Consider the following 12,947-nt stretch of genomic DNA (forward strand, 5'->3'; position numbering starts at 1 on the left):
CTATGGACAAAACGGCACCAATGAAGGGGTTGAAATTTCGAACGATGATCTACTCGTCAAAATAATTTTTTCTGAAGTCGAAAATTAAAAAATTGCCTAATGGCGTGAGAGAAATAGTTGTGGTGAAAAAAGGGCGCAGATAACCCCTTACTTATTGATTTTTAGTAAGTATTATTTGAAAAATGAAGAGGCAATAGGTTAATCGTTGAGGTAGGATTCCCAAACTGGTGGGGTTCCTATGGTGTCTTGAACGGTTTCGATGAAAAGTTTGACCAGTGGCGGTGGATTGCGATGTGAGTAGAGAGCGTAAAGGCCACCAGTGAATGAGACTTGAAAATCAGGTAACAGCTTGATTAACCCTAAATCATCAATATTTTTGGTTAACATCATCTGTCCAACAATGACATAGCCTAATCCTTCTTGAGCGGCATCCATTAACAGCTCAACTTCATTCACGCGGTAACGCCCTTGGGCATTAAGAGTGAACGATTCGTCTTCAGTTTCAGAGAAAAGTTTTACCTTGTCTAACGTAAAAGAACGGTTTGAATAAATAACTGAAGGCAGTGCTGCCAGTTGCTCTGGATTCTCTGGATATCCATGTTCTTCGATGAAGTCTTTCGACGCTAAGATTGCCATTTTATGGTCGGCAAGTTTCTTCGCTACAAGGTTGGAATCATCAGGAATACCAATACGAAATGCGATATCGAATCGGTCGCTAATAAGGTCAACTTTTCTATCATCCAGAATGACTTCGATGCTGACCTGCGAGTACTTTTTCAGGAATTTTATAACCGCTTTTTTAAGATACGTTCGGCCAAATAGTTGCGTGCTGGAGAGTCTTAAAACGCCTCTCGGCTCTTCATTAAAAGTATTCGCAAGATGATGAGTTTCGTCGAGGGTATCTCGGATTTTTTGCGCCTGCTTTACGATTTCAAGACCAGCGGTGGTAAAGGATAATGAGCGAGTGGAGCGGTTCAAAAGCCGTAGACCTAAAGAGTCTTCTAGCTTTTTGATTTGTTTAGAAAGAACGGAACGATCAATCCCTCGGAGTTCTGCGGCTTTAGCAAATGAACCTTGTTGATGCACTTCCAAAAGCATGACGAGTCGGGTAGCTAGATCCATTGCACAATATTCCTGATAGTGGGTTCAGAGTTCTCAATTTCTTTGTATCTTAAAGATAGATTAACGGCCCTTGTCGGGCCGTTAAATATTCAAAGTATTAGAACCTTACACTAAGGTTTCTAACATTGCAGCATCGTATTCAACAAGTTCTTTATTTTGTTGTACACGGCTTACGTAGTCTGGGTTTGCGATGAATGGACGACCAATTGCCAACAGGTCAAATTTGTTCGCTTTGATTGCTTCTGCACCTTTTTCTGCATTGTATCCGCCAACCGCCATTAGGGTCTTAGAGTACGCTTTGCGCATGTATTCAGATACTTTACCGCCTAGGAAATCAAATTCCATGCTGTCGTCAAACATGCCTTCGTGGAGGTAAGCTAAATCGCGTTTTTCAACTTCTTTAAGGAAGTAGTCGAACACCTGACGATCGCGAGCATCTGTAGCCATATGAGCATAACCAGCAGGTGACACTCGTAGACCGGTTAGTTCTGCGTCGATACGTGCAATTACAGCATCAATAACAGAAAGCGGGAAGCGAGACATGTTTTCCGCTGTCTGACCATATTCGTCTGTTCTACGGTTTGTGTCGTAGTGTAGGAATTGGTCAATTAAGTAACCGTTAGCACCGTGAATTTCAACACCATCAAAACCTGCTTCAATCGCGTTTTGAGCAGCTTGTGCATAGTCTTCAACAAGTTGTGCGATTTCTTCGCTCGTTGCTTCTTTAGGAACGGTATAAACCAGTTCACGCATACGAGGAACGGTTCCATCGAACGCTACTGCAGAAGGTGCTAACACATATTCACCACCCCAAAAGTGAGGGTGAGCCACACGGCCGGTATGCCACAGCTGAGCGAAGATCTTGCCGCCGTTTGCGTGTACTGCGTCTGTTACTTTTTTCCAACCAGCAATTTGTGCTTCGGTGTAGAGTCCCGGAGTGTTTGGATAGCCTTGACCGTCAGGACGAATAATTGTCGCTTCTGAAATGATCAAACCAGCATCAGCACGTTTTGCGTAGTACTCGACCATTGCATCTGTCGGAACTAGGTTTGCGTCTGCCATACAACGAGTCAGTGGAGCCATTGCGATGCGGTTTTTAAGTGTAATTTTGTCGTTGAGCTTATAGCTTTCAAATAATGTTGCTGTCATTTTGCTGTTCCTTTTATGCCCTACATGGACTTTATGTGCACATGCTAACCTTTTCTTGAATGAACATTCAAGTTATTTTTTGAATGATCGTTCAAGTAACTTGTGAAAGGGTATTCAAACCAGTACACTTAGGGGGTCTTAAAGCTGAAGAGCAAAGTGTAATGAGAAGTGCAGAATTTGACCGAGAGTATGTTTTACGCTCAGCGATGAATGAGTTCATCGCCAAAGGTTATAACAAAACCAGTATGCAGGATTTGAAACGAGCAACGGGCTTACATCCGGGGTCAATCTACTGTGCTTTCGAAAACAAACGCGGTTTGTTGCTTGCGTCTCTTAATCATTATGCTGAAACCAAATCCAAGTCGTTTGAAGAGTTCTTCGTTGATAATGATTCCATCCTGCACGGCTTTGAAAAGTATCTGAATGACATTATTGAGTTTAAAGAGTGCCACGAAAACAAAGGCTGCTTGCTTCAGAAGTCGCTGAGTGAACTTGAGCAGCAAGATGAAGAAGTAGAAGCGATTATCTGCGGCATGCTGAATCAATGGAAAGTTAACATCAGAGCAAAAATTGAGATAGCTAAGACTCACGGTGAGCTGCCATCGGATACAGATTGCGAGTTGCTTGGTGATTTTCTGGTTATGAATATCTATGGTTTAAGATCTTTTGCTACCACCAAGCCGTCAAAAGAATGTTTAGAGAAGTTAGTGAAGAAAATCGTACAGAGCTTAAAAAACAGCTAAGAGTAGGGAATACAGTTTTTGTCCAAAACAATAAACAGCTATCACTTTGAATAAAGGCGATAGCTGCTCTATATAGCTTCCAGTCGTTGTTATTCAATAAAAAGAAGACGTGCGTTATGTCGTCGATGAGAGATAGTTCTGATTAATCATCTAATCAATTTAGTAACTTACGTGTTTTGATTTCTTTTTGAAGCAAAGGTCTCTTATGGACAATTCCCATATAATGCATAGCCAGAAGGTTTACTTCTGTGATGACGAAGAGCTCGCTAAGGCTCAAATGCAGTGCCTCGAAGTACTTTACGATTATAATCAGACTCGACCAAGTGAAGTTGAAAAACGCAAAGCAATCATGGAGAAGTTGTTTGCCGAAGTTGGTGAAGGCTGCTACATCGAACCTCCTTTGCGTACGAACTGGGGTATTAATACTCATTTGGGTAAAAATGTATATGCCAACTTCAATCTAACGCTGGTGGACGATACCCATATCTATATTGGTGACTATGTGATGATTGGTCCAAACGTCACTATTGCGACGGCTGGCCACCCGATTGATCCAGAAATGCGCAGAAGAGTTGCACAGTTCAATATTCCAGTGACGATTGGTGACAATGTCTGGATTGGTGCGAACTCTGTTGTATTACCGGGTATCACTATTGGTGAAAACAGTGTGATTGGTGCGGGCAGTGTCGTCACAAAAGATATTCCTGCCAACGTTGTCGCGGTGGGTAACCCTTGTAAAGTGTTACGAGAAATTGGCGAACGCGATAAAGAATTCTATTTCAAAGATAAAAAATTCGAATAGTCGATTTTTGAGTTTGAAAGCTATTGTTAAAGCCGCTGCTGATCAGCGGCTTTTTCTTTGAAATATGTTTTTGTAAGCGTATTTATTCACTGAGTTCATTTGATTCGCGACATTTTGAAGCCACGATAATTGAATTCTTCAAACTGAAGTTTTTGGCCGTTGTTTACAAATAAGAACTCCATCTCACGGTTTTTGTTTTTAACTACGATTCGATGAAGTATTCCTTTGTCCGTTTGAGTGGTGGAATAAGAGTCGACTTCAACGTCTTTGACCTTCTCTTTAAGCACATATTGATATGACTTCTTGAGCACTCCGTGTGCTAAATCAAGCGTTACCTGATTGAGTAGTGGAACAAATGGATACGCATTTTTATCCAACTCAGAAACTTTAGTCTTACTGTCTTGTTCGGTGATTTCAAGTGAACTGAAGTTGTAGGTATATGCCTCTCTATCCGAGCCTATACGTTCAGAGTAATTGGATGAAAGAGGGATGATTTGACCGTCAAGTTCTTGATATGAACCCAGTTCAATCACATTGGCTTTGATAAATAAAAAAGCACCATAAGCACGCGACTTGTAAAAACAGGTGCTATCTTTACAAGTAGATGACATAACAACCTGACCTAAGTTAACAGGTCCAATATCAACAGAAAATTCGCCATTAACCCCCTCAATAGCTTGCGCGCGGCTAGTGAGAGTAACAAGGGAAAGCAGTAATAAAATAGATAAATGTTTAGTTATCATAAGACCCACATTTAAAGGCTGGCTAAGCTACAACCATATTTATAAATCTATACGAATTAATGAAATTGTCCTAACTGATACAAAAAAATAATAAGGACTTATGTTGCATATAAATATTTGTAAACGTACAGGTATTAGGCATCAAAATTCAGAGATTGTTCAGGTTTTTTGGGGAAGAAAAATTTGTAAAGCAATAGCTCAAAACGCTTATGTTGCAATACTTACAGCTCTGCCATTTTGTGCGCTAGCAATACCTACTGGAGCCGTTCCAGATACCACTGATTTCGAGCGTTCGAACTCAGACTTGCGTTATTCAGTACCGCTTACTGAAGTAGAGTTCTCGTGGGTTGATGAAACTAACGAGTTCTTGTCTGAGTTGGTACTGGACTTTAGTGAGTTTATCGATCATGGCTTAGCGAAGGAAGAGGATGAAGAGCCTTTCCCGAATAAAAGCTATATCAAGATCATTTCGGCTGGAAAGTACTCATATCGTGGTGATTTAGACACTGACGAGAGTATTGCAATTCGTATCGATTTACCCCATACCGAACACAACTGGAAAATTATTTTTGAAACCGACCCCGATGATTACGACGATTTAGAGAGTAAGCAACGAGGGCTAATTACATCCAGTCCTGATTCTAAAGGCGCGTTTGGTGGTATTCGACTTCAAGACGAGCAAATCAGTCACTGGAAAACCAGTTTCGATATTGGCATCAAGATAAGACTGCCGCTAGATCCATTTGCCCGTACGGAAATTTACAGAGTAGCCAAGTTATCAGAGTCTTGGTCAACCCAGGTAAGTCAGGAATTCTTCTATTTCAATTCAAAAGGGCTTGGTTCGCTCAGTGCTCTGAATTTCTACTGGGATGTGGATGAAGCTGCCGGACAGATATTTAAAGTCGGTTCTAGTGCACAATATCTCTATGACGACGACAAGTGGGAAGTGCTTCATCAAGCACAATACTTTGATCGTCTTAACGACAGGCACTTAATGCAGTACTCAATGGGTATTAGTATATTGCCGTACGATGAAGATGAAGTAAGTAACATGTGGTTATCAGCATCTTGGATACATAAGTTGTACAAAAACTGGCTGTTTTTAACCGTCACTCCTCAACTAGAAATCCCTCGAGAGTATGATTACAAGCTTAACCCCGGAATTTTCATTGAGTTTGAAGCGTTCTTTTCTAAGAATCGAAAAGCTGATCGTTTAAACCGTTATATTCCTGAGCCGACAACCAATCCGGACTAGCTCTTGAAAGACGATCAATTAGATGATCATTTTTGAAGTGACAAAAAATAATGACTGACGGTAGCCAAAAAGATAATGCCCACCATATAGGAGGGCATTGATTCATGCTTAAGCGCAATAGGCTTTAGCAATTGCAGATGCTAGTCTCGCGTTGTTAAGCACAAGCTGGATATTGCTGTTTAAGCTGTCTCCACCAGTAAGTTCACAAACACGAGCGAGTAGGAAAGGTGTTGAAGCTTTACCGTGAATGCCTTGTTCATCAGCTTCGTGCAGAGCTTGTTCAATAGCACTATCAATCACATCTTTTGGCATAGCAAATTCAGTAGGAATTGGATTGGTAATGACGGCACCGCCTTTTAAACCCAGCTTCTGCTTGGCTTTTAATACAGAAGCAATATCGCTCGCTGAATCTAGACGGTAGTCAACCTTGAAGTCACTTGATTGCGTATAAAACGCAGGTAAACTTTCAGTTTGATATCCAATCACAGGTACGCCATGAGTTTCTAAGTACTCTAGGGTCAGACCAAGATCGAGTATCGATTTCGCGCCAGCGCAAACCACGGCTACATTGGTTTGAGCAAGTTCTTGAAGATCTGCTGAAACATCAAAGGTGATTTCTGCGCCACGATGCACGCCACCGATACCGCCAGTAGCAAATACACGAACGCCAACCATATCCGCTAAGATCATAGTCGCTGCTACCGTTGTTGCTCCGTGTTTTCCTGCTGCAACAATAAATGGGATATCTCGACGGCTTACCTTAGCCACGCTTTGACCCGCTTTGCCCAGCAGTTCAATTTCTTCCGGAGTTAAGCCTACTTTGAGGCGACCGTTGATGATTGCGATTGTCGCTGGTGTTGCACCTGATTCACGAACGGTGTTTGAAACCTTTAATGCAGTTTCTACGTTTTGTGGGTACGGCATACCATGAGAAATGATGGTTGATTCTAGGGCAACCACAGGCTGATTATTGTCTAATGCAGCGCGTACTTCAGGGTGGATATCAAGAAAATCATTCAGCATGGTTCATCTCCATTAAACGTTGGACTGCGCGGTCTGACATGCGCGGGTTGATAGTGTCATAAGATTGCGTTGCAAGTTCAGCGCAACTAAAAGCAAATTCGATACTCTTTTTCCAAGACCACATCTCTAAAGTGGCGTGTGCTAGCCCAGCCATTAATGCATCGCCAGCACCTGTAACGTTAGTTACGCTGGTAGTTCTTGGTTTGAGTCGTACGCTCTCTTTTTGGTTGCTAGCAAAGATGCCTTTTGAACCAAGGCTTAGAACCACTTCTGTTACACCAAGATGATGTAGCGCATCGCAAATTCTAGGGTAGTCATCTTCAGAGCTCGCTTTGATACCGGAAAGAAGCTCGGCCTCAATAAGATTGGGTTTTAATAAATCGATTTGAGATAAATAGGGTTTAAGTTTTAACGCTTTGTTTGCAGAAACAGGATCGACATAGATGCGTGTGTTGTCGATACAGTTAAACAGGTACGAGAGCGCGTCTTCACTCAGGTTTGCATCTATTACAACTAAATCACTGTGTGAGATAAGAGACTTATGCTTGGTCATTTGTTCAGCATTGAGTTGCTCCAATACTTTCATGTCATTCAGTGCGATTTGCATTTCACCTTCATTGTCATGAATAGAGAGATAGGTCGCCGTTCTACCTTGTTGGCAGCGTAGAAGGTGGCTAACACCAACCCCTGCATCTATGCAGGCTGAGACTAACTGCTCTCCCCACTGGTCGTTGCCGATGCTACTGATCAGTTCGACTTTGCTACCAAGTCGAGCTAAGTTGTCCGCTATGTTACGAGCAACGCCTCCTGGGCTGTAATGAAGTGTGCCCGGATTCGAATCACCATTGAGCAAAGGTACAGAAGCCTTGCCACAAAGATCCATATTGGCACCACCGATAACAATCGCTGTTTTTTGCGAGGCGAGAATATAACCTTTACCTTTAATTAGTCCTTTATTGGTTAAGTTCATGATGTGTCCGGCAATCGCACTGCGACTGATCATCAATTGATCTGCCAGTTCCTGTTGTTGAATCATTGGGTTCTCGCGCAATATGGCGAGTATCTGCTGCTCTCTAGGTGTCACAAACATGTGTCCGTTTATCAAACATGTGTCCATATTATCGACTTGTTGCTATTTGTGTTGTGGAATACGGGCGCGTTTCATAAATAGAACAACATTTCACCAATTGCAGTATAATGTGTGACCAAGAAGACTTTGTTGGGTCGATATACACAAGCAAAGTGCTAGTAATCAGAGAAAGTAAACAAAGTTGTGTTTGGAGATGAGTGACGTGATAATTGGCGCAATGTGTTTTAAAGGTGTTGGTTGTGGTTTTGAAAACCTTGAGTGCTGAGCGCGAAAAAATAACGGTCTTTTTTCCTTCTTTAGTTCGACGTATCGGCGGCGAAAAAGCGAAAGAGTTAAAAGCAATTGCATCTGAGCACAAATGTGAGCTTAAAAGGATTCGACGTTCAAGGAACTGGCAGATATCAGGTTTTTTCGAGCAACTATCTGAATACACCCAACAGCTTAAAGTCGCTGGCATAGTTACAGATACGCCATTCATCGTTGAAAAAATCAGTGAGGCTCTGAAACCTTATGAGAAAGCTTTTCTTCCTGAACGGTTAGCCGCTCTGATTTCGAAAAATGAAAATATTACTCTGGCAGAATTGATGGACAAAACGGGCTGTACTATTGCACAAGCCCGTTTAGCACGAGACGAAAATGAGCTTTAAGACGGTACGGCTCTCTTCTTTTCGATTATTTGCTAGTGATCGTTAGTCGAGTTCTTTTAATAATTCTTTTAGTACTACTAGGACGCCACTGTCGTCGTTGCTCGGTGCGCTGAAGCGAGCAAAAGATTTAACCTCATCATGGGCGTTTTCTACCGCATAAGAGTGGTAGCTGGCTTGTAGCATTTCCACATCATTAAAGTAGTCACCGAAGCTCATGGTTTCTTGGGAAGTAAAGCCAAGTTGATTTTGCAGATAAGTAATGGCGTCGCCCTTAGAGGCGGCAGGGTTCATTACATCTAGCCAGATTTTTGCACTGACCACGACTTTTTGAGTATCACCGAAAGCAGGGTTAATCACAGGGAAAATATGCTTTTCTGAACCTTCAAAGTGACAAATTGCAACTTTCAAGAAATCGTCTTCGATAGTCGTTAAATCTTCAACGATTTCACAACGGTGGTAGTATTTCTGCACTTCCTCTCGAGCACGTTGATCTTCCGTTTCTATGTAGGCGGAACGTTTACCACAAAGAACAATGTGTGCGCCGTCAATCGAACGCGCAGCTGCAATCAAATCATTAATCACCGCTGAGTCTAAAGGCAGACTGTACAGCTCTTGGCCTTTATGCATCACCAAGGTGCCGTTTTCAGCAATAAACATGATCTGGTCTTTCACATCTGAAAAGGTATCCAGCAAGCTGTAGTACTGTCGGCCTGAAGCCGCAGCAAATATGATGTTTTTCTCAACGAGTTTTGGGTGAAGTGTAAAAAATTCAGGGTCAAGCTGTCCGCGGCCGTTGAGAAGTGTTCCGTCCATATCGGTTGCAATAAATTTGATGTTACGTTGTGACATATATTGAATTCTCTTGTTTGAATGCGTTTGGCTACGGAAACTAAGACGTTAATCCTGTTAAGACTGCGTACGATACAACGTATCGAAACAAATGATAAGCGCCGAATAAACCAGTTACTTAAATTCAGCCTGAACTCGTTGAATGCATTGTTACTACAAACGCCACTCAATGTGCCAATGCAGGATAAGTAAAGAAAACAAGATGAGCAAAGTTAAATGCAAAGTGGGCAAGTACTGAGCACCAAAGTCGTCCGGTGAAATGGAATATCAGTCCATATCCTAAACCTGCAAACGTCGCGAACAGCGCAAGTAACATCCCACCACCAATATGAGCCAACCCAAACAACACGCTGGCAGTAACCAAGCCGATCCACCAAGCGTAGCGACGAGAAAGAGACTGTTGAATCAAACCACGAAATAACGCTTCTTCCGCGACACAGGTAATCATCAAGTTATTAAGTGCAAAAAGAAACAACCAGTCAGGCAGGCTAAGTTCTATTTTTAAGGCTCCGGTTAAAGAGGCTAAGGGAAGCAAACTTACGAGCAAAACTATCGCCAGCAAGACACCTTTGAAATGAAGTTTCTGTTTAATTCCCACAAGCTGCGGATAAGCTAACAGCAGGGCAAAAAACGCTATCGGTTTGTCCAAATTTAAGTACATCGTAAATGGCAGACTTTGCGGACCCGCATAGACATGATCCAAAACCAGCAAATTGTTAAAACCGGGTAGGCGATGCAAGAATAGAAGGCCACAAGTCAGGATAACAACTGTCCAACAAAGGTTGATAAGCAGCTTATTACGCTTATGTGCCACTAAAGTAGGAATGTAATGGGCAACCAAAAGTAAAACGGTGGAAATAGCTATTGCCAACGGTTCTACACGCCCAAAGATAAGCGCGCATACTAATGCTACCGCCAATAAAGCAAAGGTAATGAGTTTATGGCGAGTGAACCCGCTGAAGATTGCTGCAATCAGAGGTAACCATATCCAGATGGCAGGGGATAAGATCATTAAACATTCCTTATTTATCAGCGAGCTTTGCCGTTGCAAGGCGAGGATAGCACTAAATCAGGGGCTGTTGCTGCTCAATAGTAAACATTCAAAAAACAAATGAGTGATGAAATTTACATGCGCTGAACATTGTGTTTGGTGATCTCGTGTAACCTAGCGCGCGAGATTGGACCTCAATATAGCTTAACCAATTACAGTGTTAGGAAAAATAAGGATCGTGAATTACTTAGCATTGCAGTTCTATATAAGGTACAGATTTGAAAGGTATTGCCCGAAAATTGAAGAGACGAGTTGGAAGATTATTGGTCACGTTGATCACTGTGGCTTTCTGTCTGCCTTTGGTGCTGGTTGTTATCTTGAAGTTTGTGAACCCGCCGACTTGGGGCTGGCAGGTATCCCGCACCTTGTTTCCTCCTAAGGGATACCCAGAGCAGACTCAGCATCAATGGGTATCGATAGACTCCACATCTCCCTCATTGCCTTTAGCGATTATGGCTTCGGAAGACCAGAGATTTCCTTATCATTGGGGCGTCGATGTTTCGGCATTACTGTCTGTGATCAGTAGCAGTGGAGACCAAGGACCAAAAAGAGGTGCGAGTACCATTACCCAGCAGACAGCAAAAAATATCTTTCTGTTCCCAAGTCATACTTATCTGCGCAAAGCCTACGAACTTTATATCGCGTTGCTGATCGAGTTGGTCTGGGGCAAAGAACGAATCATGGAAATGTATTTGAACGTTGTTGAGTTTGGTCCAGGTATTTATGGCGTTCAGGCGGCAAGTGAGCATTATTTTGGTGTTTCTGCACATCAGTTAACGCCTTATCAAGCCGCACAATTGGCGGTTGTACTGCCAAATCCCTACAAAATACAGCCAATACCCATGACTCCTTATGTGCAGGAGCGAGTTCATTGGGTACTAAAGCAGATGAGAAATTTAGGTTCACTGGCTTTATAAAATAGGCAACTAATTACTCTAGGTTGATACCGTTTTCTGACTTAAGCTCAAATTCGGTTTCACCAACGGCTCGTAAGTCACGAAAAAGATTGAATTAACGTTGATACTCGCATAACTATAGGCTAAACATAACGATGTGTTGTTTAACAGGAGTGAACAATGTTTGTCTCAAGCAATTATCACAAAAAGATTGTTGCAGATTTAAAGGATCAATCCGCTTCAACGAGCGCTTTTAGAGATTCCCTCAAGAAAACGGTTCCCTATATCGAATTTACCCCTACAGGGAACGTTTTATATGCCAACGATCTTTTACTGAATTCATTCGGCTATCAACTGGAAGAGGTTCTCAACAAACATCATAGCGTGCTGTGTTTCCCAGAAGATGTGGAAAAGCTAGAATACAAAGAGTTATGGCAGTCTTTGGCGAAAGGTGAGCCTACCAATGGAACATTTATCCGCAAAGATAAAGCAGGTAATGCGGTATGGCTAGAAGCTACCTATTTTCCGATTATCAAAAATGGAAAAGTGGAATCTGTCGCTAAAGTTGCTTCTGATGTGACGACCGAGCAAGCTGAACTAGAAAGAAACCAAGCCTTGTTGAAGGCGTTGGATAAGTCTCTGGCTGTGATTGATTTTTCACCGGACGGCATTGTACTGGGAGCGAACAAAAACTTTCTTAATTGCCTTGGATATTCATTGAATGAGGTTGTGGGCAAACACCACCGACAGTTCTGTGATGAAGAGTTCTATCGAGAAAATCCTAATTTCTGGAAAGATCTCACCACAGGTAATATCAAAAGTGGCCTTTTTAAACGCATTGATAAGCATGGGCGAACCATCTGGCTTGAAGCCACTTATAACCCTATTTATAACCATGCCAATCAGGTCGTTAAAATCATTAAGCTGGCGAGTGATATTACTGGGCGAGTCGAAAAGGCGATGAAGGTGAAAGAGGCCGCATTAATTGCATGTAAAACTGCTCATGAAACCGTCAATATTTCACAAAAGGGTAAGGAGAGAGTTGAGATTCTACTTTCTAACTCAGAAGATATTAATGGTTCTGTTCAAGGGGTAGGCGCGTTAATTGCGCAACTTAATGAACAAGCACAGAGTGTAAATGCGATCATTTCAACCATTACGGCCATTGCCGAGCAAACCAATTTACTCGCTCTTAATGCTGCTATAGAGGCGGCTAGAGCTGGCGATCAAGGGAGAGGTTTTGCTGTCGTCGCTGATGAAGTTCGCAAGTTAGCCGCCCGAACATCTCAATCAACAGCTGAAATTGCAGAGGTGATTACAAAGAACACCACGATTACTCAAAGCATCGATACACACATTCAAGCTGCGCTGGAGAAAACCAACTACGGTGAAACTCAGGCTATCGAGATCAAAGCGGTTATCGACGAAATTGTAATGGAAGCAAATCTGGTTTCTGAATCAGTGAAAGGATTGTCATTGTAGGCAGAACGGAAGCACTTGTCCCTAATAAATAAGAGATGGTGACTCCATCTCTTTTTTATATCTGGAGTGGATCGCGATAAAAGCAGAGTTTCAAC

The 12,947-nt window shown here is 42.3% G+C and carries 13 protein-coding genes; 6 read left to right on the top strand and 7 right to left on the bottom strand.

What is annotated here, in order from left to right:
- Positions 1-198: 198 nt before the first annotated feature.
- The gene (locus HKI82_RS11585; RefSeq protein WP_042490351.1) at positions 199-1,122 is read right to left on the bottom strand and encodes a LysR family transcriptional regulator; all 924 of its coding nucleotides are present in this window, start codon (positions 1,120-1,122) and stop codon (positions 199-201) included.
- Positions 1,123-1,227: 105 nt separating this feature from the next.
- Entirely contained in the window at positions 1,228-2,271 is a 1,044-nt protein-coding gene (locus tag HKI82_RS11590; RefSeq protein ID WP_171138096.1) for an alkene reductase, read from the bottom strand.
- A 161-nt stretch (positions 2,272-2,432) separates the two neighbouring features.
- Here HKI82_RS11590 and HKI82_RS11595 point away from each other — a divergent pair, with 161 nt between their 5' ends.
- Both HKI82_RS11595 and HKI82_RS11600 read left to right on the top strand, forming a co-directional pair.
- Positions 2,433-3,014 (top strand): TetR/AcrR family transcriptional regulator, encoded by a 582-nt coding sequence (locus HKI82_RS11595; RefSeq protein ID WP_171138097.1) that lies wholly within the window; start codon positions 2,433-2,435, stop codon positions 3,012-3,014.
- Between the two features lie 205 nt (positions 3,015-3,219).
- Positions 3,220-3,816, top strand: coding sequence for a sugar O-acetyltransferase (locus HKI82_RS11600; protein ID WP_102941412.1), 597 nt, complete (start codon positions 3,220-3,222; stop codon positions 3,814-3,816).
- Between the two features lie 95 nt (positions 3,817-3,911).
- On the opposite strand, the gene HKI82_RS11605 is transcribed toward HKI82_RS11600, so the two are convergent.
- The gene (locus HKI82_RS11605; protein ID WP_102941413.1) at positions 3,912-4,559 is read right to left on the bottom strand and encodes a hypothetical protein; all 648 of its coding nucleotides are present in this window, start codon (positions 4,557-4,559) and stop codon (positions 3,912-3,914) included.
- A 100-nt stretch (positions 4,560-4,659) separates the two neighbouring features.
- Between HKI82_RS11605 and HKI82_RS11610 the strand changes: the two genes are divergently transcribed.
- A complete protein-coding gene (locus HKI82_RS11610) occupies positions 4,660-5,814 on the top strand; it encodes a hypothetical protein (protein ID WP_102941414.1) in 1,155 nt (384 codons plus the stop codon).
- A 108-nt stretch (positions 5,815-5,922) separates the two neighbouring features.
- On the opposite strand, the gene HKI82_RS11615 is transcribed toward HKI82_RS11610, so the two are convergent.
- Together HKI82_RS11615 and HKI82_RS11620 are read right to left on the bottom strand one after the other, a co-directional pair.
- A complete protein-coding gene (locus tag HKI82_RS11615) occupies positions 5,923-6,837 on the bottom strand; it encodes a pseudouridine-5'-phosphate glycosidase (RefSeq protein WP_171138099.1) in 915 nt (304 codons plus the stop codon).
- Positions 6,827-7,942: a PfkB family carbohydrate kinase gene (locus HKI82_RS11620; protein WP_240956710.1), complete on the bottom strand. Its 1,116-nt coding sequence runs from the start codon at positions 7,940-7,942 to the stop codon at positions 6,827-6,829. The genes HKI82_RS11615 and HKI82_RS11620 overlap by 11 nt, the downstream gene beginning before the upstream one ends.
- A 224-nt stretch (positions 7,943-8,166) precedes the next feature.
- On the opposite strand from HKI82_RS11620, the gene HKI82_RS11625 reads away from it, so the two are divergent.
- Entirely contained in the window at positions 8,167-8,574 is a 408-nt protein-coding gene (locus tag HKI82_RS11625; protein WP_261881180.1) for a ribosome recycling factor family protein, read from the top strand.
- Positions 8,575-8,616: 42 nt separating this feature from the next.
- On the opposite strand, the gene HKI82_RS11630 is transcribed toward HKI82_RS11625, so the two are convergent.
- Both HKI82_RS11630 and HKI82_RS11635 read right to left on the bottom strand, forming a co-directional pair.
- On the bottom strand, positions 8,617-9,423 hold the full coding sequence (locus tag HKI82_RS11630; RefSeq protein ID WP_171138100.1) for a Cof-type HAD-IIB family hydrolase: 807 nt from the start codon (positions 9,421-9,423) through the stop codon (positions 8,617-8,619).
- A 166-nt stretch (positions 9,424-9,589) separates the two neighbouring features.
- On the bottom strand, positions 9,590-10,435 hold the full coding sequence (locus tag HKI82_RS11635) for a CPBP family intramembrane glutamic endopeptidase (protein WP_171138101.1): 846 nt from the start codon (positions 10,433-10,435) through the stop codon (positions 9,590-9,592).
- 278 nt (positions 10,436-10,713) lie between these two features.
- On the opposite strand from HKI82_RS11635, the gene mtgA reads away from it, so the two are divergent.
- Both mtgA and HKI82_RS11645 read left to right on the top strand, forming a co-directional pair.
- Positions 10,714-11,391, top strand: coding sequence for a monofunctional biosynthetic peptidoglycan transglycosylase (gene mtgA, locus HKI82_RS11640; RefSeq protein WP_171138173.1), 678 nt, complete (start codon positions 10,714-10,716; stop codon positions 11,389-11,391).
- A gap of 159 nt (positions 11,392-11,550) precedes the next feature.
- Positions 11,551-12,852 carry a methyl-accepting chemotaxis protein gene (locus HKI82_RS11645; protein WP_171138102.1) on the top strand — a complete coding sequence of 434 codons (1,302 nt, stop codon included), beginning with the start codon at positions 11,551-11,553 and terminating at the stop codon, positions 12,850-12,852.
- Positions 12,853-12,947 lie beyond the last annotated feature (95 nt).

This window comes from Vibrio plantisponsor, assembly GCF_013041605.1.
Taxonomy (GTDB): domain Bacteria; phylum Pseudomonadota; class Gammaproteobacteria; order Enterobacterales; family Vibrionaceae; genus Vibrio; species Vibrio plantisponsor.